Raw genomic sequence first — 23,368 nt, 5'->3', positions numbered from 1 at the left:
CGGCGAAAATGTTTCGTCGGCCTATCGACAGCAGGCTGGGGTGGCGGAGATCAGCTGACGCGCGACGATTTGTAGACGTTGACGCCGAGTTCGCGGATCTTCTTGCGCAGCGTGTTGCGGTTCAGCCCCAGCAGTTCGGCCGCCTTGATCTGGTTGCCGCGCGTCGCCGTCATCGAGGCGAGCACGAGCGGATATTCGACTTCCGCGAGGATCCGCTGATAGAGGCCGGGCGGCGGCAGCTCGCCGGCGAACATGGCGAAGTAGCGCTGCAGGAAATGCTCGACGGCCTGGCCGACGGAGAGGTCGTCGGGGATGAGATTACCGCCGGGCACGACCGGCTGCTGCTCGCCGGTCTTGAGCTCCGCCTCGATGATCTCGGCCGAAATCTCGTCCTGGGGATAGAGTGCCGCCAGGCGCCGCACCAGGTTTTCGAGCTCGCGCACGTTGCCCGGCCAGGGATAGCGCTTCATCAGCTCCACCCCGGCGACGGAAATGCGCTTGGCCTGCAGGCCCTCGTTCATGCCCTGCTTGAAGAAATGGCGCACAAGATCCGGAATATCCTCGGCTCTTTCACGCAATGCAGGCAGCCGCAGCGGCACCACGTTGAGGCGGTAGAACAGGTCCTCGCGGAACAGGCCCTGGTTGATGAGCGTGCGCAGGTCCTTGTTGGTGGCGGCGACGATGCGGACGTCGGTCTTGATCGGGGTGCGGCCGCCGACGGTGGTGTATTCGCCCTGCTGGAGCACGCGCAGCAGCCGGGTCTGGGCCTCCATGGGCATGTCGCCGATCTCGTCGAGGAACAGCGTACCGCCCTCGGCCTGCTCGAAACGGCCGGTCGAGCGGTTCTGCGCGCCGGTGAAGGCGCCCTTTTCGTGGCCGAAGAGCTCCGATTCGATCAGGTCGCGCGGGATGGCGGCCATGTTGATCGCCACGAACGGGCCGTTGCGGCGGCGGCCATATTCATGCAGCGCGCGCGCCACCAGTTCCTTGCCGGTGCCCGACTCACCGGTGATCATGACAGTGAGGTCGGTCTGCATCATGCGGGCGAGCATGCGGTAGATGTCCTGCATCGCCGCCGAGCGGCCGACCAGCGGCATGGCATCGGGCTGCTCGTCATGGCGCGCATCGAGCTTGGGCCGCCGCGGCTCGGCGAGCGCGCGGTTGACGATAGAGAGCAGCTCGGTGAGGTCGAACGGCTTGGGCAGATATTCGTAGGCGCCGGTCTCGGAGGCGCGGATCGCGGTCATGAAAGTGTTCTGGGCGCTCATGACGATGACTGGCAGCTCCGGCCGCGCTTTCTTGATGCGTGGCAGCATGTCGAAGGCGTTCTCGTCGGGCATGACCACGTCGGTGATGACGAGGTCGCCCTCGCCCGCCGCCACCCAGCGCCACAGCGTGGCGGCATTCGACGTCACCCGCACGTCGTGGCCCATGCGCGACAGCGCCTGGTTGAGCACCGTGCGGATGGCGGCGTCGTCGTCGGCGACAAGGATGTTTCCGCGCTGGCTCATGCGTGCTCTCCCTGGATGTCGGCGTCCGGCGCCTGCAGTTCCTTCCAGGCGGGCAACAGGATGCGGAAGGTGGTACCGCGCGGGGTCGAATCGCATTCGATCACCCCGCCATGGTCGCCGACGATCTTGGCCACCAGCGCCAGACCGAGCCCCGAACCGTTCGGCTTGGTGGTAATGAAGGGGTCGAACAGGATCGGCAGGATATCTTCGGAGACGCCGGGACCGTTGTCGTGGACGCAGAATTCGAGCGGCAGCGACACGCGGTCCTGGGTGCCGGGGATCGACATGCGGATGCCGGAGCGGAAGGCGGTCGACAGCGTGATCTCGCCGCCCGGCTGGTGGCCGATGGCCTCGGCGGCGTTCTTCACCAGATTGAGGAAGACCTGCACCAGCTGGTCGCGGTTGGCGTAGACCGGAGGCAACGACGGATCGTAGTCCTCCAATATCTTGATGCCGTTGGCAAAACCGTTGCGGGCGATGGCCTTCACATGGTCGAGCACGACGTGGATGTTGACCGGGTAGCGGTCGATCGGCCGCTCGTCCGAAAACACCTCCATGCGGTCGACGAGCGCCACGATGCGGTCGGTTTCGTCGGTGATCAGCCGCGTCAGCGCCCGGTCCTCGTCTGAGGCGGAGAGCTCGAGCAGCTGGGCCGCGCCGCGAATGCCCGAGAGCGGGTTCTTGATCTCGTGCGCCAGCATGGCGGCAAGTCCCGTCACCGAGCGCGCCGCACCCCGGTGCGTCATCTGGCGGTCGATCTTGTCGGCCACCGAGCGCTCCTGCAGCATCAGCACCACCGACCCCGGCAGCTCCGGCACGGGCGATACATAGATGTCGACCATCTTCTCGATGCCGAGGCGCGGCGAGGAGACGTCGACGCGGTACTCGTTGACCGGCGTGTTGCGCTCGCGCACCTGATCGACCAGCGTCAGGATCGGGCTGCCGAAGGGGACGAAACGGGACAGCTCGCTGCGCGCCAGCACGGCGGCGCTGGAGCGGAAGAAGTCCTCGGCGTCGGCATTGGCGAAGGTGATGAAATTGTCGGGCCCGATCATGATGACCGGACGGCGGATCGTGTTGAGCACGATCTGCGCGGCATCGGCGGCGGCCGGAACCATGCTGGAGCTCATGCCGCATTCCTTTCGGGAAAACTTCCGCCGAACGACGCAAGGGCTTCACGCAACGACGAAATCACCTGCTTCGGCTCGAACGAGGTGAGCACCCCGCGACGCAGATGGTCCGGCACGCCGAGGGTATGGCGGTCGAGATACCAGCCGAGATGCTTGCGCGCCTGGCGCAGGCCGCTTTCCATGCCGTAGAGCGCAAGCATGTCCTCGTAGTGGGCAACGACGTAGTCGGCCATCGCGCTGGTTCCGGCAGGTACGCCGGCTGCCGTCCCGCCGGTCGCGGCCGCAGCGATCGCGCCCGCCGTCCAGGGCGCGCCATAGTGCGAGCGCCCGGCCATCACGGCATCGGCGCCCGACTGCTCGAGGATTTCAGCCGCATCCTCTGGCGTGGCCACGTCGCCATTGGCGACCACGGGGATGCTCACCGCCTGCTTGACCTGCGCGATCGCCCGCCAGTCGGCCCTGCCCTGGTAGAACTGGCAGCGCGTGCGGCCATGGACGGTCACCATCCTGACGCCGGCCTGCTCGGCGCGGCGGGCGAGTTCGGGAGCGTTGAGCGCATCGTCGTCCCAGCCGAGCCGCATCTTGACCGTGACCGGCACGTCGACCGCCCCGACCACCGCATCGATCAGCGTCAGCGCGAAGTCGAGGTCGCGCATCAAGGCCGAGCCGGCATAGCCGCCGGTCACCTTCTTGGCCGGGCATCCCATGTTGATATCGATTACATCGGCACCCTCGCCGGCGGCGATGCGGGCGCCCTCGGCCATGTGGGCGGCCTCGCGTCCGGCGAGCTGCACCATGTGGACCGGCAGGCCGGAATGGCGGATGCGGAAGCCGCTGGAGCCCCGCCCCTTGGCGAGTTCGCCGCTGGCGACCATCTCCGAAACCACCAGGCCGGCGCCATGCGCATGGGCACGCGTGCGGAACGCCTCGTCGGTCACGCCCGACATCGGCGCCAGGAACACGCGGTTGCGGATCGTCAAGTCGCCGATCGACAACGGTTCGCCGAGTTTCGCCAGATCAATCATGCACAAAAACAAAGCATCGTTCGCCTCTGCACAATGAGTAGACAGGTTCGCCCTATTGTGCAACTGCGAAATGACAGCCGAATGAGGCGCTTTCGGGATTCCTCTGGCCTTCTACGATGCGCGCGACTAAGCCTCACCTCATGAACGACAGAGCCTTGCCCACAAGCCGCCAGCCAACCGTCGCCGCCGTCATCGTCGCGGCCGGCCGCGGCGAGCGCGCCGGGCAGGCCGACGGCCCCAAGCAGTATCGCCGGATCGGCGGCAAGGCGGTCATCTGGCACACGCTGAGGGCGTTTCTCGAGCATCCACGGATCGGCCCGGTGGCGGTCGCCATCCATGCCGACGACGCCGAGCTGTTCGCTGCCGCCGCAGGCGAATACGCCGCCCGGGTCACCACCGTCGTCGGCGGCGCGACACGGCAGGATTCGACCCGCTTCGCCCTGCTCGCGATAAAGGATGCGGCACCCGCCGCGGTCCTCATCCACGACGGGGTCAGGCCCTTCGTCGGCGCCGAGGTCATCGACCGGACGATCGCCGGCATCGACGCCAAGCACGGCTCGCTGCCGTCGCTGCCCGTTTCCGACACGCTGAAGAAGGAAGCCTTCGACCGCACCGTGGCAGAGACTGTGCCGCGCGGCGGCCTTCATTCGGCCCAGACGCCGCAGGGCTTTCCCTTCGCGCCGATCTTTGCCGCCCACCAGCGCGCCTTCGAGGCCGGACGCAGCGACTTCACCGACGATTCCGCCATCGCCGAATGGGCGGGCATTCCGGTCCGGCTGGTGCTCGGCTCGCCGGACAACGTCAAACTCACCTGGGCACGAGACATCACCATGGCCGACCAGCGCCTTTCCGGCCAGATGCCGCATTTTCCCGACGTCCGCACCGGCAACGGCTATGACGTGCACTCCTTCGAGGCGGGCGACCACGTCACCCTCTGCGGCGTCAAGATCCCGCATTCGAAGAAGCTCAACGGCCATTCCGACGCCGATGTCGGCCTGCACGCGCTGACCGACGCGCTGCTCGCCACCTGCGGCGCCGGCGACATCGGCACGCATTTCCCGCCTTCCGACCCGCAGTGGAAGGGTGCGGCCTCGCGCCTGTTCGTCGAGCATGCGGCGGCCATCGTGCGCGCGCGCGGCGGCCGCATCGCCAATGCCGACATCACGCTGATCTGCGAGGCGCCGCGCGTCGGGCCGCACAGGGCGGCGATGACGGCCGAGCTCGCCGACATGCTGCGCATCGCGCCCGAGCGCATCTCGATCAAGGCGACGACCAACGAGAAGCTCGGCTTCGTCGGCCGCGAGGAAGGCATCGCGGCGATCGCCACGGCAAGCGTCGTCTATCCGGGAGAGCTGCCGGAATGAGCGACACGAGCGCGCTCGCAGCCGCCCTGCTCGAAGCCTGCGAGGCGCGCGGCCTGATGATCGCGACCGCCGAGAGCTGCACGGGCGGCATGATCGTCGCGGCGTTGACCGACATCGCCGGCTCGTCGGCCGTGGTCGACCGCGGCTTCATCACCTATTCCAACGAAGCGAAGATGGAGATGCTCGGGGTCTCCGAGGCGACGCTCAAGGCGCACGGCGCGGTCTCGCGCGAAACCGCGCTCGAGATGGCTGCCGGTGCTCTCGCCCATTCGCACGCAAGCCTCGCGCTCGCCGTCACCGGCATCGCCGGCCCTGGCGGCGGCTCGGCCGAAAAGCCGGTCGGCCTCGTCTGGTTCGGCATAGCCCGGAAAGGAACGCCGGCAGAGGCCGAGTTCCGCCTGTTCGAGGACAAGGGCCGCGACTTCATCCGCCACGAAACGGTGAGGACGGCGCTGGGGCTGGGGTTGAAGGCGGTGGGCCAGGCCGGCTACGCGGCCCCGTAGATCGCGTCCGCTCGCTTCTCGAAGGCTTCCGCGAACATGCGGAAGGCGCGGTCGAACATCGTGCCCATCAGCGCGCCGAGGATGCGGCTCTTGAACTCGTAGTCGATGAAGAACTGCACCTCCGCCCCGCCACCAGGCGCGTCGACGAATTTCCACTCGTTGGTGAGGTAGCGGAACGGCCCGTCGAGATATTTCACGTCGATGGTGTTTTCGGCCGGCGTCAGCAGCACCTGGGTCGTGAAGGTCTCGCGGATCGCCTTGTAGCCCACCGTCATGTCGGCCACGAGAACCTCGCGGCCGTCGCGCTCGCGGCGGGTGCGCACGTTGAGCGCCTCGCACAAGGGCAGGAACTCGGGATACTTCTCGATGTCGGCCACAAGGGCGAACATCTCGTCCGGCGAGTGGCCGACGTGGCGCGTGGTCTCGAACTTCGGCATCCGCTGGCGAACGTCAGGCCCGCTTCGCCAGCATCGCCTCGCGCGCGGCGCGCAGCTTGGCGAAGTCGTCGCCGGCATGGTGCGACGAGCGCGTCAGCGGGCTGGACGCCACGAGCAGGAAGCCCTTGGTCTTGCCGATGGTGGCGTAGGATTGGAACTCTTCCGGGGTGACGAACTTCTTGACCGGATGATGCTTCTTCGACGGCTGCAGGTACTGGCCGATGGTCATGAAGTCGACACTGGCCGTGCGCAGGTCGTCCATCAGCTGCAGCACTTCGTTCCGCTCCTCGCCGAGACCGACCATGATGCCGGACTTGGTGAAGATCGATGGATCGAGCTCCTTGACCCGCTGCAGGAGGCGGATCGAGTGGAAGTAGCGCGCGCCGGGACGCACCGTCAGATAGTTCGACGGCACGGTTTCGAGATTGTGGTTGAAGACGTCGGGACGGGCGGCAACGACGATCTCGAGCGCGCCCTCCTTGCGCAGGAAGTCGGGCGTCAGGATCTCGATGGTGGTTTCGGGCGTCAGCCGGCGGATGGCGTGGATCACGTCGGCGAAATGCTGGGCGCCGCCGTCGGCGAGATCGTCGCGGTCGACAGAGGTGATGACGACATGGGTCAGGCCCATCTGGGCCACGGCCTTGGCGACACTCTCCGGCTCGTTGGGGTCGAGCGCGGTCGGCACGCCGGTGGCGACGTTGCAGAAGGCGCAGGCGCGGGTGCAGATCTCGCCCATGATCATGAAGGTGGCGTGCTTCTTTTCCCAGCATTCGCCGATGTTGGGGCAGCCGGCCTCCTCGCAGACCGTGACCAGCTTGTGCGACTTCACGATGTCGCGCGTTTCCTGGTAGCCGCGCGAGACCGGCGCCTTGACGCGGATCCAGTCGGGCTTGCGCAGAACCTCCTGATCGGGCCGATGGGCCTTTTCCGGGTGCCGCGGGCGCGGACGGTCTTTGAGATCGAGCACAGTGACCATCGGTTCTTCCTACTGAGGCCGCGGCGGTCGCGAGCGGCCGAAAATCCAGAGCAGCAATATCGCGCCGGCGATGGCGACGATGAGGTTGCCCGCGAACCCGTAATAGTTGATGCCGAGCAGCCCCGCCAGTGTGCCGCCGACAAATGATCCGGCAACGCCCACCAGCATGTTGGTGAGGAAGCCGTGGTCGCGGTTCATGGTGCGTTCGGCGACATAGCCGGCGAGGAAGCCGATGAGCAGCATGCCGAAGAATCCGACACCGGGCATGCCGAGAATTCCGTAGCCTGGCTCCATAGCTCCTCTCCGGCCGGGTCGCGCCGGGCCAACAGACACGCAGCCCAGCATATAGTGCCAACCGGCGCGCCGCGAAAGGCGCGCCGGCGCTTGGCCGCTATGCGTTGAGCGCACGCCCATAGGCGTCGAGCACGCTTTCCTTCATCATCTCCGACAGCGTCGGGTGCGGGAAGACCGAGTGCATCAGCTCTTCCTCGGTCGTCTCCAGGTTCATGGCGACGACGAAGCCCTGGATCAGCTCGGTGACCTCGGCGCCGATCATGTGGGCGCCGAGCAACTGGCCGGTCTTCTTGTCGAAGATCGTCTTGATGAAACCCTGGTCCTCGCCGAGCGCGATGGCCTTGCCGTTGGCGCCGAACTGGAAGCGGCCGACGCGGATGTCGTAGCCCGCTTCCTTGGCCCTGGCCTCGGTGAGGCCGACGGAGGCGACCTGCGGGTTGCAATAGGTGCAGCCCGGGATCTTCGACTTGTCGAGCGCGTGCACGCCCGGCAGGCCGGCGATCTTCTCGACGCAGATGACGCCCTCATGCTCGGCCTTGTGGGCGAGCATCGGCGGCCCGGCGACGTCGCCGATGGCGTAGACGCCCGGCACGTTGGTGCGGCCGTAGCCGTCGACCACCACGCAGCCGCGGTCGGTCTTCACGCCGAGCGGTTCCAGGCCGAGATTCTCGATGTTGCCCTGCACGCCGACGGCCGAGATCAGGCGATCGGCGGTGATCTTCTCGACCTTGCCGTCCTTCATCTCGACATGGGCGGTGACCGAGTTGGCGCCCTTCTCGACCTTGGTGACCTTGGCGTCGAGGATGATCTTCATCCCCTGCTTCTCGAACTGCTTCTTGGCGAAGGTGGAGACCTCGGCGTCCTCGACCGGCATGACCTGCGGCAGGAGCTCGACCACCGTCACCTCGGCGCCCATGGTGCGGTAGAAGCTGGCGAATTCGATGCCGATGGCGCCCGAACCCATGACGACCAGCGACTTCGGCATCTCCTGCGGCACCATGGCCTCGAAATAGGTCCAGATCAGCTTGCCGTCCGGCTCGATGCCCGGCAGCGCGCGCGGCCGGGCGCCAGTGGCCAGGATGATGTGCTTGGCGGTGTAGGTGCCCTCGCCCTTGGTGTTCTTGGGCGCCGGGTGCTGCGGCTCCATCGGCTTCTTCGACGACTTGGAGACGACGATCTCGCCCGGCTTGGTGAGCTTGGCCTCGCCCCAGATCACGTCGACCTTGTTCTTCTTCATCAGGAAGCCGACGCCGCCGTTGAGGCGGGCGGAGACGCCGCGCGAACGCTCGACCACCGCCTTGACGTCGGCGGTCACGGTGCCGTCGATCTTGAGGCCGTAGTTCTTGGCGTGCTCGGCATAGTGCTTGATCTCGGCCGAACGCAAGAGCGCCTTGGTCGGGATGCAGCCCCAGTTGAGGCAGATGCCGCCGAGATGCTCGCGCTCGACGATCGCGGTCTTGAAGCCGAGCTGGGCGGCGCGGACCGCGGTGACATAGCCGCCGGGGCCGGAGCCGATGATGATGACGTCGTAGTTCTCAGCCAAGGCGTTTCTCCAGTCTTAGAGTTCCAGCATCACGCGCACGATGGGCGCGAGCGCATGGCCTATTTTCCGTGTGTTTTCAGCGTCGAGATGCACGCCGTCGAGCGGCGTGGTGACGGCCGCCGAGCCGGCATCGAAGAAGCCGCAGCCGACCTCGTCGGCGAGCTGCGCATAGAGCGGCGCGAGCTTGTGCGAAGCCTTGTCGCCGCCGGCGAACATGTCCTTGAACTCGGCATTTTCGGTACGGCTGACAGCCGGAGGCGAAACCAGCAGGATTTCGGGCGCGGGGTAGTCCATGCCGTGGTCGTAGTTGCGCACGATCGACACAAGCCGCGCCATGCCCTGCTTGGCGGCAAGCGGATTGCCGTGGATCCACGGCTTCATGTCGTTGGCGCCGAGCATGATGACGACGAGGTCGAGCGGCGCATGCGTGCCGAGGATGGTAGGCAAGGTGCGGGCACCGTTGCGGTCGGTGCCGGCAAGATGGTCGTCGAAGGCCGTGGTGCGACCGTTCAGCCCCTCGGCGATGACCTGGACGCCGTCGCCGAGTTCCGCCTGCAGCACGCTCGGCCAGCGGTCCTCGAAGGCGTGGCGGCCGGGACCGGCCGCGTCATAGCCCCAGGTCAGCGAGTCGCCGTAGCAAAGAACGGTTTTCATGAAAGGGTCCTCGATCCCCTGCCCCTTCGGCCCCTGAAGGCGGATGCCCTCCCCGCGGACGAGGAGGGCGAATGCCTTACACCAGCATGCCCATCGGGTTTTCGATGTAGCGCTTGAAGGCGGCGAGCAGTTCGGCGCCGAGCGCGCCATCGACGGCGCGGTGATCGGTCGACAGCGTGACCGACATCACGTTGGCGATCTTGATCTCGCCATTCTTGACGACTGCGCGCTCCTCGCCCGCGCCGACCGCCAGGATGGTGGCGTGCGGCGGGTTGATGACGGCGGAGAAGTCCTTGATGCCGAACATGCCGAGGTTGGAAACCGCGGTCGTGCCGCCCTGGTATTCCTCGGGCTTGAGCTTGCGGTTGCGGGCGCGGCCGGCGAGGTCCTTCATCTCGTTGGAGATGACCGACAGCGTCTTGATGTCGGCCTGGCGGATGATCGGGGTGATCAGGCCGCCCGGGATCGACACGGCGACGCCGACGTCGGCGTGCTTGTGCCTGACCATGGCCTGGTCGGTCCACGACACGTTGGCATCCGGCACGGCCTTGAGCGCCAGGGCCATCGCCTTGATGACCATGTCGTTGACCGACAGCTTGTAGGCCGGAACCTCGCCCTTCTCGGTCTTGACGGTCGGCGCGGCGGCGTTGAGCTGGGCGCGCAGCGCCAGCAGCGCGTCGATGTCGCAATCGAGCGTGAGGTAGAAGTGCGGGATGGTGCTCTTCGCCTCGACCAGTCGGCGGGCGATGGTCTTGCGCATGTTGTCGTGCGGGACGAGCTCGTAACTGCCCGCTTCGAACAACTTGAGCACCTGGTCGTCCGACATGCCCTTGGCAGCGGGTGCAGCCGCGGGAGCAGCAGCCGGGGCCTTGGCAGCAGGAGCAGCCTTGGCGCCGCCACCGGCGATCGCCGCCTCGACGTCGGCCTTGACGACACGGCCATGCGGGCCGGTGCCAGCGACCGCGCCGATGTCGACGCCGGCGTCCTTGGCGATGCGGCGGGCGAGCGGCGAAGCAAAGGTACGGCCCTCGCTCGCGGCCGCAGCGCCGTTGGTGGCCGCCGGCTTCGCAGCCGGTGCGGCCGCGACCGGTGCAGGTGCCGCGGCGGCAGGAGCCACCTCGGCCTTCGGAGCCTCAGCCTTGGGGGCCGCGGCCTGAGCGCCGTTGCCACCCTTGGCGGCGGCGGACGCATCCTCGCCTTCGCCGGCAAGAATGGCGATCAGCGCGTTGACCTTGACGCCCTCGGTGCCGGCCGGAACGACGATCTTGGCAACGGTGCCCTCGTCGACGGCCTCCACTTCCATCGTCGCCTTGTCGGTCTCGATCTCGGCGATCACGTCGCCGGGCGAAACCTTGTCGCCTTCCTTGACCAGCCACTTGGCGAGGTTGCCCTCTTCCATGGTCGGCGAAAGCGCAGGCATGGTGATGTTGATCGGCATGATGTCCTCCCGCCCGTCTCAGCGATAAGTGACGGCTTTGACCGCCTCGACCACCTCGGCCACATTGGGCAGAGCCAGCTTTTCGAGATTGGCGGCGTAGGGCATCGGCACATCCTTGCCGGCGATGGTGATGACCGGCGCATCGAGATGGTCGAAGGCGCGCTGCGACACCTGGTTGGCGATGAAGTCGCCGACCGAGGACTGCGGGAAGCCTTCTTCCACGACCACCAGCCTGTTGGTCTTCTTGACCGAGGCGACGATGGTGTCGAGATCGAGCGGACGGATGGTCCGGAGATCGATGACCTCGGCGTCGATGCCCATGGCAGCGAGCTCGGCCTCGGCCTTGACCGCATAGGTCATACCGATGCCGAAGGAGACGATGGTGACGTCCTTGCCCTGCTTGTGGATGCGCGCCTTGCCGATCGGCAGGACGAAATTGTCGAGCTTCGGCACGTCGAAATGCTGGCCGTAGAGGATTTCGTTCTCGAGGAAGATGACCGGGTTCGGATCGCGGATGGCGGCCTTGAGCAGGCCCTTGGCGTCGGCCGCCGTGTAGGGCATGACGACCTTGAGGCCGGGGATGTGGCCGTACCAGGCGGCGTAGCACTGCGAGTGCTGGGCCGCGACGCGGGCCGCAGCGCCGTTCGGGCCGCGGAACACGATCGGCGCACCCATCTGGCCGCCCGACATGTACAGCGTCTTCGCCGCCGAGTTGACGATCTGGTCGATCGCCTGCATGGCGAAGTTGAAGGTCATGAACTCGACGATCGGCTTGAGGCCGGCCATCGCAGCACCGACGCCGACGCCGGCGAAGCCGTGCTCGGTGATCGGGGTGTCGACCACGCGGCGCGGGCCGAATTCCTGCAGCAGGCCTTGCGTGATCTTGTAGGCGCCCTGGTACTCGGCAACCTCCTCGCCCATGATGAAGACGTCGGCGTCGCGGCGCATCTCTTCGGCCATGGCGTCGCGGAGCGCCTCGCGCACCGTCATCGACACCATCTCGGTGCCGGCCGGAATGTCGGGATCGGCGGCGACCTCGGTCTTCGGCGCGGCAGCGACAGGTGCGGCAGCCTCGCTCTTGGCGGGCGCGGGCGCAGCCGCGGCGGCAGGCGCCTCGGCTTTCGCCGGAGCGGCTGCCTTGCCGATGTCGGCCGAGCTTTCGCCGTCCTGCAGCAGCACGGCGATCGGCGTGTTGACCTTGACGCCCTCGGTGCCGGCACCGATCAGGATCTTGCCAAGCGTGCCTTCATCGACGGCCTCGACTTCCATCGTCGCCTTGTCGGTCTCGATCTCGGCGATGACGTCGCCGGCGACGATCTTGTCGCCTTCCTTCTTCATCCACTTGGACAGATTGCCCTCTTCCATCGTCGGCGAGAGCGCAGGCATGAGAATTTCGATCGGCATCTTTCGCCCTCCCTTAGATCACGATGTCGGTCCAGAGCTCGGCAACATCCGGCTCGGGATCGGTCTGGGCGAAATCTGCAGCGTCGGCCACGATGTCGCGGACATCCTTGTCGATGGCCTTGAGGTCGTCCTCGCTCGCCCACTTCTTGGCGAGCACGCGCGCCTTGACCTGCTCGATCGGGTCATGCTCGGAGCGCATCTTCTGCACTTCATCCTTCGAGCGGTACTTGGCCGGGTCGGACATGGAATGGCCGCGATAGCGGTAGGTCTGCATCTCCAGGATGATCGGGCCGTTGCCCGAGCGGCACCATTCGGTCGCCATGTCGCCGGCGGCCTTGACCGCACGCACGTCCATGCCGTCGACCTGGATGCCGGGGATCTTGAAGGAGACGCCGCGCTGCGAGAAATCGGTCTCGGCGGAGGCGCGCGAAACCGCGGTGCCCATGGCGTAGCGGTTGTTCTCGATGACGTAGATCACCGGCAGCTTCCACAGCGAGGCCATGTTGAAGCTTTCGTAGACCTGGCCCTGGTTGGCCGCGCCATCGCCGAAATAGGTCACGGAAACATTCGGGTTCTCGCGGTAGCGGTTGGCGAAGGCGAGGCCCGTACCGAGCGACACCTGAGCGCCGACGATGCCGTGGCCGCCATAGAAGTGCTTTTCCTTGGAGAACATGTGCATGGAGCCGCCCTTGCCTTTCGACAAGCCGCCCCTGCGCCCGGTGAGTTCCGCCATCACGCCGCGCGCGGACAGGCCCATGGCGATCATGTGGCCGTGGTCGCGATAGGCGGTGATCATCTGGTCGCCTTCGATCAGCGACATCTGCAGGCCGGTGACGACCGCTTCCTGCCCGATATAGAGGTGGCAGAAGCCGCCGATGAAGCCCATGCCGTAAAGCTGGCCGGCCTTTTCCTCGAAGCGGCGGATGAGCAGCATCTCGCGGTAGGCGGAGAGTTCCTGCTCTTTGGTGAATTCGGTTGGTTTGGGTGCTACTGGACCCGATTTAGAATCTGATTTGGCTTTGGCGGGCGCACGTTTCGCGGCTGTAGCCATGCATCACTCCCTTGATCGTCTCTTTACGGACATTGGAGGAGATCATGCATTGCCCTCCTCTCCATGTAGTTGACGCTAGCACGGAGGATGCCCTTGCGCCATGCGGAAAAATGCATAGCAGGCATGCGGTTAAGGGCCTAGAATTGCTGGATTTCTTGGCGATTAACTGACTTCGAGTTAATTCGCGCGCGAAAGCGGACGCATGATCGTCAGCTCGTCGGCACCTGACACATTGAGCGTCCTGCGCGCCTGTTCGTCAAGCATGTCCTTCTCGAGGCTGCCGTCATAGAGCATCTGCACCCGGCGCTCGATCTCCGTCCGCTGCGCCTTGACCGTGTCGAGCCGCGCCTGCAGCTCGACGGCGCGGGCCTGGTAGCGGTACTTCGAATAGATGCCGAATTCGCCGTTATAGGCGTGGAAGCCGAAATAGGAGAGGAAGACCGCCGCAAGCGCCGGGACGATCAGGCGACCCGTATTCCTCTGCTTGTGATGGCGTGTCCACATGGCCGTCCCCTCTTCTGTGCTCTTGTCGCTCCATTGTGCTTAATGGACGGTTACGAGCCGGGGGACGCGGAAGCGCGCGCGCAACAAAAAAGGCGGGGCAAGCGCCCCGCCTCTTCCGGTTTCGATTTCAGCCAGTTCAGCCCCGAAGGATCGACCTTCCGGCAAAGCGCGCCTGCGGGCCGAGCTCTTCCTCGATGCGGATGAGCTGGTTGTACTTGGCGGTGCGGTCCGAGCGGGCCAGCGAGCCGGTCTTGATCTGGCCGCAGTTGGTGGCGACCGCGAGATCGGCGATGGTCGAGTCCTCGGTCTCGCCCGAGCGGTGCGACATGACGGCGGTGTAGCGGGCCTTGTGCGCGGTCTCGACGGCGTCGAGCGTCTCGGTCAGCGAGCCGATCTGGTTGACCTTGACCAGGATCGAGTTGGCGACGCCCATCTTGATGCCGTCGCGCAGGCGGGCCGAATTGGTGACGAACAGGTCGTCGCCGACCAGCTGCACCTTGTCGCCGCAGAGCTCGGTCAGATACTTCCAGCCTTCCCAGTCGTCCTCGGACATGCCGTCCTCGATCGAGATGATCGGGTAGTCGGCGGCGAGCTTGGCCAGGTATTTGGCCTGGGCCTTGGGGTCGCGCGTCTTCTTCTCGCCTTCATAGACGTAGGCGCCGTCCTTGAAGAACTCGGTGGCGGCGCAGTCGAGCGCCAGCGCCACGTCCTCGCCCGGCTTGAAGCCAGCCTTCTCGATCGAGGCCATGACGAAGTCGAGCGCGGCCTGGGCGCTCTTGAGGTTCGGCGCAAAACCGCCCTCGTCGCCGACATTGGTGTTGTGACCGGCTTCCTTCAGCCCCTTCTTCAGGGTGTGGAAAATCTCGGAGCCCCAGCGCACCGCGTCGCGCAGGCTGGGCGCGCCGATCGGCATGATCATGAATTCCTGGAAGTCGATCGGATTGTCGGCATGGGCCCCGCCGTTGATGATGTTCATCATCGGCACCGGCAGGACGCGGGCGTTGGGGCCGCCGACATAACGATAGAGCGGCAGGCCCGACGACTCGGCCGCGGCCTTGGCGACGGCGAGCGACACGCCGAGGATGGCGTTGGCGCCGAGGCGGCTCTTGTTGGGGGTGCCGTCCAGCTCGATCATGGTCTGGTCGATGTGGATCTGATTCTCGGCTTCCATGCCGCCGATCGCCTCGAACAGCTCGCCGTTGACGGCCTCGACGGCGCGCTCGACGCCCTTGCCGAGGTAGCGGGGGCCGCCGTCGCGCAGTTCCATCGCCTCATGGGCGCCGGTGGATGCGCCCGAGGGCACCGCGGCGCGGCCCATCGAGCCGTCTTCGAGAACGACGTCCACCTCGACGGTGGGATTGCCGCGGCTGTCGAGAATCTCGCGACCTACGATTTCGATGATTGCAGTCATAAAGGCATCCCCGGGATCTGTGCGACTAGATGGAGCGGTTGGATTTCCGCGCCCGTCTTAGCCAAAGCAGAGGAAAAGGCAATCGCGCCGGCCGAAATATCACGCAGCGTCAGGCGCGGATTCACTTTCGGCGATGGCCTGTCATCATATTTCATCTCAACAGGCAGGCATCGGCCAACACTTTCGGGTAAATTGGCGGCGCGCGGGGCGAAACAGAGGGAGTTTCGCCATGAGCCAGTTGAGTGGTATCCTGAGTTTGTTCTTCATCGCCGCGGCGTTCCTTACTTCCTGCGACAGCCAGCCGCCCCCTCAGGGCTCGTCGCAGATCCGGATTATTCCGAGTTCCAAGTAAACGCCGCGCTCAATCGAAAAGCCCCGCAAGCGCGGGGCTTTTCTCTTTCCGGCAAGGCCGACCCCATCAATGCCAGTAGGGCTCGACCTGGTAGTGGGCGAACGAGGCGTCTCGCGCCGCCCGACCGTCGTCTTCGGTCAGTTCCTTGACGGAATAGGCCGGCGCAGCCTTCAGCTGGTCGGTCGAGAACGGCACCACATAGCCGCCGAGCCTCGTGTCGTAGTCCAGCGTGGACCACGGAACGGCATGAAATTTCTCGCCGATGCCGAGGAAGCCACCGAAGCCCACGACGGCGAACATGATGTCGTTGGACGTCTTCTCCAGTATGACGTCCTCGATGCTGCCGATGGATTCGCCGGCCGCGTTGTAGACACTGGTGCCAATGACCCGCGATGCGGGAATCGCTTCGGTATGGCCGGTGACAGTCGTCATGGTCCTGCTCCTGTTTGGTTACGGAATGCAGGGTTAACGATGCCCCGACGGACAGGTTCCAGTGATTTTCGGCCGCAGACGCGGGCGCGGCTGCGTCAGTCCGTGAGGATGAAGGTCACCTTCATGTTGACCCGGTAGGCGACGATCTTGCCGTTCTCGACGACGACCTTCTGATCCTGGATCCAGGCGCCCTCGACATTTTTCAGCGTCATCGAGGCGCGGGCGATGCCCTGCTCGATCGCATCCTGAAAGCTCTTGGTCGACGATGCGGTGATTTCCGTAACGCGGGCAACAGACATGGAACTCCTCCTGCTGAAATGCTCAGTCACGAGGAAAGCCTACCCTCGGCAAACGCCGGGCTCAAGCTGGAGTTGCAGGCGGGACGCCCCGAATCCGGGGCGGCGCCTCATCCCTTGGAGATGCGGTCGAAGGCCATCAGCCGTTCGAGCAGCGCCGGCATGTCCTTGAACGGCACCATGTTGGGCCCGTCCGACGAGGTCGAGTTGTCGGGGTCCTCATGCGTCTCGATGAAGACGCCGGCCACGCCGACCGCGACCGCGGCACGCGCCAGCGTCTCGACGAAACGGCGCTCGCCGCCCGAAGTGGCGCCCTGCCCGCCCGGCTGCTGCACCGAATGGGTGGCATCGAAGATCACCGGCGCGCCGATGTCGGCCATGATCGACAGCGCGCGCATGTCGGAGACCAGCGTGTTGTAGCCGAAGGAGGCGCCGCGCTCGGTCACCAGCACGTTCGGGTTGCCCGAGCCGGTGACCTTGGCGACCACGTTCTTCATGTCCCAGGGCGCCAGGAACTGGCCCTTCTTGACGTTGACCACCTTGCCGGTCCTGGCTGCAGCGACCAGCAGGTCGGTCTGGCGGCTGAGGAAGGCCGGGATCTGCAGCACGTCGACCACTTCGGCGACGATGGCGCACTGCTCTTCGGTGTGGACGTCGGTGATGACGGTGACGCCGAGTTCCTTGCGCAGGTCGGCAAAGACCGGCAGGGCCGCATCGAGGCCGGCGCCGCGCGTGCTCGACAGCGAGCTGCGGTTGGCCTTGTCGAAACTCGACTTGTAGACGAAGCCGATGCCGAGCTTCTGGGTGAGTTCCTTGAGCCTGCCGGCCATATCGAAGGCGTGCTGGCGCGATTCGAACTGGCACGGTCCGGCGATCAGCGACAGCGGCGCATCGTTGGCGAAGAGGGTCTTGCCGACCGTGACGTTTGCATTCGGCTTGGTCATTTCTGTTCCTCGAAGATGAAGGCTGTACCCTGCCCGGGCGCCGGCGGAATCACCAGCCGATGGCCGCTTAGATCGTGCTCGATGCCGCGCCCTGCAAGAAGCGCAGTCGCCGCAGCCAGATCGCCGACGGCAAAGACGATGCCGCCGAGGCGGATATTGTCGCCGCCGGTAGCGGCGCGGAGCACGAAACCGGCATTGGCAAGCGGGACCTCGACGCCGTCGGTCGCTGGCTCCGCCTTGCTGCGCGCCAGCGTCGACAGGAAGGCTGAGGCCGCCGCGGTGTCGCCCGCGTCCGCTTCGATGGCGACGACCCGACGGACACCGTTTGCATGGATTTGCAGGGCGCTGCGGTCAACCCTGGGTGCATTGGCGCGCTCGCAGGCAAAGAAGAACGCATCGCCCGCCGGCTCGGCCGCGAAGGCGAGCCGGAAGGAAGCGACGTCGGCGCGCCCCGTGGCATCGACGAAAGGCCGCGAGAAATCGAGACGCGGGCCGGCCGAGACGCCTGCCTCGACAAATTCGCGATGATCGGCGTCGGCGTCATCGGAAGCGAAGACGACGGCGGAAAAACCTTCGTCGCCACGAGCGGCGCGGAACGAACGGTCGCGCGCCACGAAGACGTTGCTTTCCGAAACGGCCCTGTCGGCGGCCGCGGCATCGCCCACGGCCAGCGGTTCCAGGAAGGTGCCGTCGGCGAGGTAGACGCAGGCGTTGACCGTGCCGAAGGGGTGGACGCCCACCGGCGCCACGGTGAAGCCGAGCGAAGACAGGCGTGCGCGCGCGACCGCAAGGTCGGCGGTCGGCAGGACCACATGGTCGAGGGCGCGTGGCCCGGCTTGGACGTTATTGGTCATCGGCCAGCGCTGTGCCTCAAATCGTCAGCTCGCGCAAGGTTGTGGGCCGCGCCCTCACCCGGCGACCATCTCACCGAGGCGGCGCACCGTGTTCCAGTTGCGCGACGTGCCGATGCCGCCCGCGCGCCTGGGCGTGAGTGCCCCCAGCAGCCTCGACGAGCCGGCATTGCGCGAGAAATAAAGCCAGATGTCGCCGTTGACGGCGGCGAGTTTCTCGTCGGCAGAGACATAGGGTCGAAGCCGCTCGATGACTTCAGGTGTCACCGGCTCGCGCATGACGCGCACCGCCACCTGGTCGGGATCGCGCCCGGATTCCTCTGGAAACGGATTGGCGGCGACGAGCTTCAGCCATGCCTCGGCGTCGCGCACGATGATGTCGACATGCTTGCCGAATTTTTGCGCGAAGGCCGCTTCGAGCGACCGCTCCAGCTCGGCAACCGAGCTGCCATTTGCCTCGAAGACGAGATTTCCGGTCGCAACCAGCGTGCGCGGATTGGCGAGGCCGAGGGCGGCCGCCATGGCGCGCAGGTCGGACATGACGAGGCGGCGGCCGGGGCCGAGGACGATGCTGTAGAGAAGCGCGACGTAGGTGGTCATGCGCCGCGCTGCCCCGGAAGGAAATTGCGCGCCGGCGAGGTTCCGTCGGCACGCATCAAAATCAGACAAGCCGGCTCTGCTCGACGGCCGCCTCGATGAAGCTCGCAAACAGCGGATGCGGCTCCAGCGGCCGGCTCTTCAGCTCCGGATGGTACTGGACGCCGATGAACCAGGGATGGTCGGGATATTCGACCGTCTCGGGCAGCACGCCGTCCGGCGACATGCCGGCGAAGACCAGGCCACACTCTTCGAGGCGATCCTTGTAGTCGATGTTGACTTCGTAGCGGTGGCGATGGCGCTCGGAAATGTCGGTGTCGCCGTAGACCTCGGCGATCTTCGAGCCTGCCGCCAGCTTGGCGTCATAGGCGCCGAGTCGCATCGTGCCGCCGAGGTCGCCGGTAACCTTGCGCTTCTCGAGCATGTTGCCCTTGAGCCATTCGGTCATCAGGCCGACGACCGGTTCCTTGGTCGGGCCGAATTCGGTCGACGAGGCATTTTCGATACCGGCGAGCGAGCGCGCCGCCTCGATGCAAGCCATCTGCATGCCGAAGCAGATGCCGAAATAAGGCACCTTGCGCTCGCGGGCGAACTTGGCCGCCAGGATCTTGCCTTCCGAACCACGCTCGCCGAAGCCGCCCGGCACCAGGATGCCGTGGACCTTTTCCAGGAACGGTGCGGGGTCTTCCTTTTCGAAGATCTCGCTTTCGATCCAGTCGAGCTTGACCTTGACGTTGTTGGCGAGCCCGCCATGCGACAGCGCCTCGATCAGCGATTTGTAGGCGTCCTTGAGGCCCGTGTACTTGCCGACGACGGCGATAGTGACCTCACCCTCGGGGTTGTGGATGCGCTGCGACACGTTCTGCCAGGCATCGAGGCGCGGCTTGGGCGCCGGGTCGATGCCGAAGGCGGCGAGCACTTCCGAATCCAGGCCTTCCTTGTGGTAGGCGAGCGGCACGTCGTAGATGTGACCGACGTCGAGCGCCTGGATGACGGCGGATTCGCGCACGTTGCAGAACAGCGACAGCTTGCGGCGTTCTTCCTTGGGAATGTCGCGGTCGGCGCGCACCAGAAGGATGTCGGGGGCAATGCCGATCGAGCGCAGTTCCTTGACCGAATGCTGCGTCGGCTTGGTCTTGAGTTCGCCCGCGGTCGGAATGTAGGGCATGAGCGTGAGGTGGACATAGACCGCGTTGTTGCGCGGCAGGTCGTTGCCGAGCTGGCGGATGGCTTCGAGGAACGGCATCGCCTCGATGTCGCCCACCGTGCCGCCGATCTCGCAGAGCACGAAGTCGTACTCGTCGTTGCCGTCGAGGATGAAGTTCTTGATCTCGTCGGTGACGTGCGGAATGACCTGCACGGTCGCGCCGAGATAGTCGCCGCGCCGCTCGCGTTCGATGATGTTCTTGTAGATGCGGCCGGTGGTGATGTTGTCGCTCTGGTTCGCCGAACGTCCGGTGAACCGCTCATAGTGTCCGAGATCGAGGTCGGTCTCCGCCCCGTCATCCGTCACGAACACCTCACCGTGCTGGTAAGGCGACATCGTACCGGGGTCGACGTTCAGATACGGATCGAGCTTGCGGATGCGCACGCGATAGCCGCGTGCCTGCAGAAGGGCTCCGAGAGCCGCTGCGGCAATGCCTTTTCCAAGGGAAGAAACCACGCCGCCGGTGATGAAAACATATCGCGCCATGGGAGTCATCGCTTAACGCGGCCAAATCGATTCCGCCAGAGAAAAATCCGCCGCGTCGGACTTTTCCCTATCTGGCTGTTCGGTGCTGCGACCCGGAAGGAACGCAAACAAAAAGGCCGGCGTGACCGCCGGCCCGCTCTCGTCGCTTCAGGAGGACTGCGAAAGTCGCTCCGGAAACGGCCTACATGACGATGACTTCGGTGCCCATCTTCACGCGGTTGTAGAGGTCCATGACATGGTCATTGACCATGCGGAAGCAACCGTTCGAGGCGTTGGTGCCGATCGTCTGAGGCTGGTTGGTGCCATGGATACGGATATGGGTATCCTTCTTGCCCTGGTAAAGGTAGATGGCGCGTGCGCCGAGCGGATTGTCGGGTCCGCCGTTCATGCCGTCCTTGTACTGGCCGTATTTCTTGGGCTCGCGCTCCTGCATCTCCTTGGTCGGGATCCAGCGCGGCCACTCCTGCTTGTCGCCGACGGTAGCCTTGCCCTTGAACTCGAGACCTTCGCGGCCGACCGCGATGGCATAGCGGCGGGCGGTCGAGGACGACTCGACCAGGTAGAGGTAGCGCGCGCCGGTATCGACCACGATCTGGCCGCGCTCGTAGCCCGAGAACGCCACTTCCTGCGGCTCGAAATCGGACTTCACCTTGAACTTCTTGTTCTTGTCGCGCTCGGCGAGCACCGAGTCCAGTGCGCGAGTCTGCGGCAGCATCGAAGGCTGCTGCACGGCACCGCCGAACAGCCCGGCAAACAGGCCGGTCTGCTTCGGCGCCGCAGCGCTTTCACTGCGCAGCTCGCCGCTGTTGCCGGCCGATACGACTTCCATGGCGTCGGGCGCGAGCGGCGCAACCGGCTGCGAGACGTCCAGCGGCTTCAGATCGCGCTTGGGCGTGGGCGCGGCGGCCGGAGCAGCCGAGGCGACCTGCCCGCTGGCCTTCTCCGCCTTCTTCAGGCGGGCGAGCTCGCGCGCCTGCTCTGCCTTCTGCTTGGCGGCTTCGCGCATGGCCATCTTCTTGGCCTCGAGCATCTTCAGCCGGGCCGTTTCCTTGTCGGCCTTGATCTTGGCTTCCAGCTCGCGGATGCGCGCCAGATCGGCGTCCGTGGGCTTCTTCTTTTTCGTGAGCGCCTTCAATTCCGACGCGTCGCTCTTCGCCGCGATTGCCACGACGTCGCCCGCAACCTGTGGCTGCGGCGGCGCAACCGTGCCGGCCGGCGTGGCGGCGATGGCGGCCGAACCCATGAGGGTGGCGCATAGACCTGCTAAAAGGATGCGGCGGAGCTGCATGGCGAAGAATCCCGAACGTTCAGCGCGAAAAGAAATGCGCGGCAACGCGCGGTGCCCCCAAGGCCCCGTCCATTCGCCGCGGTTCAGCTATAATCGAATAGCCGGAGCCGTCTCAAGGGAGACCGCTCCGGCTACACAAGGGAAATTCGAAGATTTTGCAGCATTTGCCGCAACTGTGTTCAAACAACAACAGGTTGCGGCGTTGCCGGTTGATTACTGGTTCGGAACCTGGGGCGTGGCAGGCGCGGGCGCGGTGCCGGACGCAGGCTGCTCGGTGGTCCCGGACGCCGCAGGCGCTGTCGCCGGAGCCGCAGGCTCGGTCGTCGTGGCAGGAGCCGTCGTACCCGCCGCCGGGGCTGAGCCGCCGAGCTGATCGAGAACGCCCTTGCCGCCGGTCGTGCTGCCGCCCTGGGTGGCCGGAGCCCGGTCCAGGATGTCGATGGGCTTCTCGCCATAGCGGGCGATGATCGACAGCGTCAGTGAAGTGACGAAGAAGAGCGTGGCCAGGATCGCGGTCGCGCGCGTCAGCGCGTTGGCGGCGCCACGCGCGGTCATGAAGCCCGAACCGCCGCCGATGCCGAGGCCACCGCCCTCCGAACGCTGCAGGAGCACCACGCCGACGAGCGCGAGCACGATCATCAGGTGGATGACGATGAGGATGGTTTCCATTGGGCGTCCTGGGATCTTTCCTGGCGGGATTTCGCCGGCACGCACTCGCGCCAGGCATTCCGGAGGCGGCTCATTACAATGCTTTCACGGCTTTTCCAAGCCCGCCGCCCGAATATGGGGCGACACCCCGGCATTGCAACCGCCGCCGCCTGAAATTCAGAGCTTGCGGTAGGCCTCGGCGATGCCGAGGAAATCGGCCGCCTTGAGGCTGGCCCCGCCGACGAGCGCGCCATCGACATTGGCAACAGCCAGCAACTCGGCGGCATTGGACGGCTTGACCGACCCGCCATAGAGAATGCGCATCTTGGCAGCCGGCGCTCCCAGGAGCTCCGTCAGGCGGGCGCGGATATGGGCATGCGCCTGGGCCACGTCCTCGGCGGTAGGCGTGAGCCCCGTGCCGATCGCCCAGACCGGCTCATAGGCGATCACCGAATTGGCCGGCGTCGCCGTGGTGGGGACCGAGCCGGCGACCTGCCTGGACAGCACCGAAAGCGTCGCCCCGGCCTCGCGCTCCTCGCGCGTCTCGCCGATGCATATGACGGCGACCAGCCCCGCCCGCCAGGCAGCCTCGGCCTTGGTCAGAACGACAGCGTCGCTTTCGCCATGGTCGGTCCGGCGCTCGGAATGCCCGACGATGACGTGGCTCGCGCCCGCGTCCTTCAGCATCTCCGCCGAGATGTCGCCGGTATGCGCGCCGCTTTCCTTGGCGTGGCAATCCTGGCCGCCGGCCTTGACCGGGGTGCGGTGAAGAATTTCGGCGGCCCGCGACAAAAGCGTCGCCGGCACGCAGATCAGCGCTTCCGTATCGGCGTCGAGACCACCCATGAAGCCGTTGGCGATGCCTCGCAACTCGTTGAGAGATGCGCTCGTCCCGTTCATCTTCCAGTTACCGGCGACGAGTGGGCGAATTCCTGGCGTCATGTGCTCTTCCTTCGGAAACGATCTTCGTTCGGGCCCCCTCACTACCAAAAACAAGCCACAAAGCAATCGACACTGGCGCT

The 23,368-nt window shown here is 65.8% G+C and carries 24 protein-coding genes; 2 read left to right on the top strand and 22 right to left on the bottom strand.

The window, feature by feature from the left end:
* Positions 1-50: 50 nt before the first annotated feature.
* The 3 genes from ntrC to dusB are packed head-to-tail and all read right to left on the bottom strand — an operon-like array spanning position 51 to position 3,666.
* Positions 51-1,511 carry a nitrogen regulation protein NR(I) gene (gene ntrC, locus AmiPiv_RS23550; protein ID WP_340041459.1) on the bottom strand — a complete coding sequence of 487 codons (1,461 nt, stop codon included), beginning with the start codon at positions 1,509-1,511 and terminating at the stop codon, positions 51-53.
* Complete coding sequence (locus AmiPiv_RS23545) at positions 1,508-2,641, bottom strand: two-component system sensor histidine kinase NtrB (RefSeq protein ID WP_340041457.1); 1,134 nt, start codon at positions 2,639-2,641, stop codon at positions 1,508-1,510. The genes ntrC and AmiPiv_RS23545 overlap by 4 nt, the downstream gene beginning before the upstream one ends.
* On the bottom strand, positions 2,638-3,666 hold the full coding sequence (dusB, locus tag AmiPiv_RS23540) for a tRNA dihydrouridine synthase DusB (protein ID WP_340041455.1): 1,029 nt from the start codon (positions 3,664-3,666) through the stop codon (positions 2,638-2,640). Before dusB ends, AmiPiv_RS23545 begins: the two co-directional genes overlap by 4 nt.
* Before the next feature lie 140 nt (positions 3,667-3,806).
* On the opposite strand from dusB, the gene AmiPiv_RS23535 reads away from it, so the two are divergent.
* Together AmiPiv_RS23535 and AmiPiv_RS23530 are read left to right on the top strand one after the other, a co-directional pair.
* Positions 3,807-5,030, top strand: a complete 1,224-nt coding sequence (locus AmiPiv_RS23535; RefSeq protein ID WP_340041453.1) for a bifunctional 2-C-methyl-D-erythritol 4-phosphate cytidylyltransferase/2-C-methyl-D-erythritol 2,4-cyclodiphosphate synthase — start codon at positions 3,807-3,809, stop codon at positions 5,028-5,030.
* Complete coding sequence (locus AmiPiv_RS23530) at positions 5,027-5,533, top strand: CinA family protein (protein ID WP_340041451.1); 507 nt, start codon at positions 5,027-5,029, stop codon at positions 5,531-5,533. Before AmiPiv_RS23535 ends, AmiPiv_RS23530 begins: the two co-directional genes overlap by 4 nt.
* Here AmiPiv_RS23530 and AmiPiv_RS23525 read toward each other — a convergent pair.
* The 19 genes from AmiPiv_RS23525 to tpiA all read right to left on the bottom strand — a co-directional run bounded on the left by AmiPiv_RS23525 (position 5,518) and on the right by tpiA (position 23,288).
* Positions 5,518-5,970 (bottom strand): type II toxin-antitoxin system RatA family toxin, encoded by a 453-nt coding sequence (locus tag AmiPiv_RS23525; protein ID WP_340041449.1) that lies wholly within the window; start codon positions 5,968-5,970, stop codon positions 5,518-5,520. The genes AmiPiv_RS23530 and AmiPiv_RS23525 overlap by 16 nt on opposite strands.
* Before the next feature lie 13 nt (positions 5,971-5,983).
* Positions 5,984-6,946 (bottom strand): lipoyl synthase, encoded by a 963-nt coding sequence (gene lipA, locus AmiPiv_RS23520; RefSeq protein ID WP_340041447.1) that lies wholly within the window; start codon positions 6,944-6,946, stop codon positions 5,984-5,986.
* A 9-nt stretch (positions 6,947-6,955) separates the two neighbouring features.
* On the bottom strand, positions 6,956-7,240 hold the full coding sequence (locus tag AmiPiv_RS23515; RefSeq protein WP_340041445.1) for a GlsB/YeaQ/YmgE family stress response membrane protein: 285 nt from the start codon (positions 7,238-7,240) through the stop codon (positions 6,956-6,958).
* Positions 7,241-7,337: 97 nt separating this feature from the next.
* Positions 7,338-8,783, bottom strand: a complete 1,446-nt coding sequence (gene lpdA / locus AmiPiv_RS23510; protein ID WP_340041443.1) for a dihydrolipoyl dehydrogenase — start codon at positions 8,781-8,783, stop codon at positions 7,338-7,340.
* Between the two features lie 15 nt (positions 8,784-8,798).
* Positions 8,799-9,437, bottom strand: a complete 639-nt coding sequence (locus tag AmiPiv_RS23505) for an SGNH/GDSL hydrolase family protein (RefSeq protein WP_340041441.1) — start codon at positions 9,435-9,437, stop codon at positions 8,799-8,801.
* A 76-nt stretch (positions 9,438-9,513) separates the two neighbouring features.
* Positions 9,514-10,875, bottom strand: coding sequence for a pyruvate dehydrogenase complex dihydrolipoamide acetyltransferase (locus AmiPiv_RS23500; RefSeq protein WP_340041439.1), 1,362 nt, complete (start codon positions 10,873-10,875; stop codon positions 9,514-9,516).
* Positions 10,876-10,893: 18 nt separating this feature from the next.
* Positions 10,894-12,279 (bottom strand): pyruvate dehydrogenase complex E1 component subunit beta, encoded by a 1,386-nt coding sequence (locus tag AmiPiv_RS23495; protein ID WP_340041437.1) that lies wholly within the window; start codon positions 12,277-12,279, stop codon positions 10,894-10,896.
* A 13-nt stretch (positions 12,280-12,292) separates the two neighbouring features.
* A complete protein-coding gene (gene pdhA / locus AmiPiv_RS23490; protein ID WP_340041435.1) occupies positions 12,293-13,330 on the bottom strand; it encodes a pyruvate dehydrogenase (acetyl-transferring) E1 component subunit alpha in 1,038 nt (345 codons plus the stop codon).
* A gap of 177 nt (positions 13,331-13,507) precedes the next feature.
* Positions 13,508-13,834: an FtsB family cell division protein gene (locus AmiPiv_RS23485; RefSeq protein WP_340041433.1), complete on the bottom strand. Its 327-nt coding sequence runs from the start codon at positions 13,832-13,834 to the stop codon at positions 13,508-13,510.
* Positions 13,835-13,970: 136 nt separating this feature from the next.
* A complete protein-coding gene (gene eno, locus AmiPiv_RS23480; protein ID WP_340041431.1) occupies positions 13,971-15,245 on the bottom strand; it encodes a phosphopyruvate hydratase in 1,275 nt (424 codons plus the stop codon).
* A 418-nt stretch (positions 15,246-15,663) separates the two neighbouring features.
* Positions 15,664-16,029 carry a PRC-barrel domain-containing protein gene (locus tag AmiPiv_RS23475; RefSeq protein WP_340041429.1) on the bottom strand — a complete coding sequence of 122 codons (366 nt, stop codon included), beginning with the start codon at positions 16,027-16,029 and terminating at the stop codon, positions 15,664-15,666.
* A gap of 95 nt (positions 16,030-16,124) precedes the next feature.
* Positions 16,125-16,328 carry a dodecin family protein gene (locus AmiPiv_RS23470; protein WP_340041427.1) on the bottom strand — a complete coding sequence of 68 codons (204 nt, stop codon included), beginning with the start codon at positions 16,326-16,328 and terminating at the stop codon, positions 16,125-16,127.
* Positions 16,329-16,435: 107 nt separating this feature from the next.
* A complete protein-coding gene (kdsA, locus tag AmiPiv_RS23465; protein ID WP_340041425.1) occupies positions 16,436-17,269 on the bottom strand; it encodes a 3-deoxy-8-phosphooctulonate synthase in 834 nt (277 codons plus the stop codon).
* On the bottom strand, positions 17,266-18,123 hold the full coding sequence (locus tag AmiPiv_RS23460) for a VOC family protein (protein ID WP_340041423.1): 858 nt from the start codon (positions 18,121-18,123) through the stop codon (positions 17,266-17,268). Before AmiPiv_RS23460 ends, kdsA begins: the two co-directional genes overlap by 4 nt.
* A gap of 54 nt (positions 18,124-18,177) precedes the next feature.
* The gene (locus tag AmiPiv_RS23455) at positions 18,178-18,720 is read right to left on the bottom strand and encodes a DUF1697 domain-containing protein (RefSeq protein WP_340041421.1); all 543 of its coding nucleotides are present in this window, start codon (positions 18,718-18,720) and stop codon (positions 18,178-18,180) included.
* A gap of 61 nt (positions 18,721-18,781) precedes the next feature.
* A complete protein-coding gene (locus tag AmiPiv_RS23450) occupies positions 18,782-20,419 on the bottom strand; it encodes a CTP synthase (RefSeq protein WP_340041419.1) in 1,638 nt (545 codons plus the stop codon).
* 172 nt (positions 20,420-20,591) lie between these two features.
* Positions 20,592-21,653 (bottom strand): L,D-transpeptidase, encoded by a 1,062-nt coding sequence (locus tag AmiPiv_RS23445; protein ID WP_340041417.1) that lies wholly within the window; start codon positions 21,651-21,653, stop codon positions 20,592-20,594.
* A 258-nt stretch (positions 21,654-21,911) separates the two neighbouring features.
* Positions 21,912-22,367 carry a preprotein translocase subunit SecG gene (gene secG / locus AmiPiv_RS23440; RefSeq protein WP_340041415.1) on the bottom strand — a complete coding sequence of 152 codons (456 nt, stop codon included), beginning with the start codon at positions 22,365-22,367 and terminating at the stop codon, positions 21,912-21,914.
* A gap of 156 nt (positions 22,368-22,523) precedes the next feature.
* Complete coding sequence (gene tpiA, locus AmiPiv_RS23435) at positions 22,524-23,288, bottom strand: triose-phosphate isomerase (protein WP_340041412.1); 765 nt, start codon at positions 23,286-23,288, stop codon at positions 22,524-22,526.
* Positions 23,289-23,368 lie beyond the last annotated feature (80 nt).

It is taken from the genome of Aminobacter sp. Piv2-1 (assembly GCF_037625995.1).
Taxonomy (GTDB): domain Bacteria; phylum Pseudomonadota; class Alphaproteobacteria; order Rhizobiales; family Rhizobiaceae; genus Aminobacter.
The sequence above is the reverse complement of the archived record's forward strand: the minus strand, read 5'-3'. Positions and strand labels throughout refer to the sequence as shown.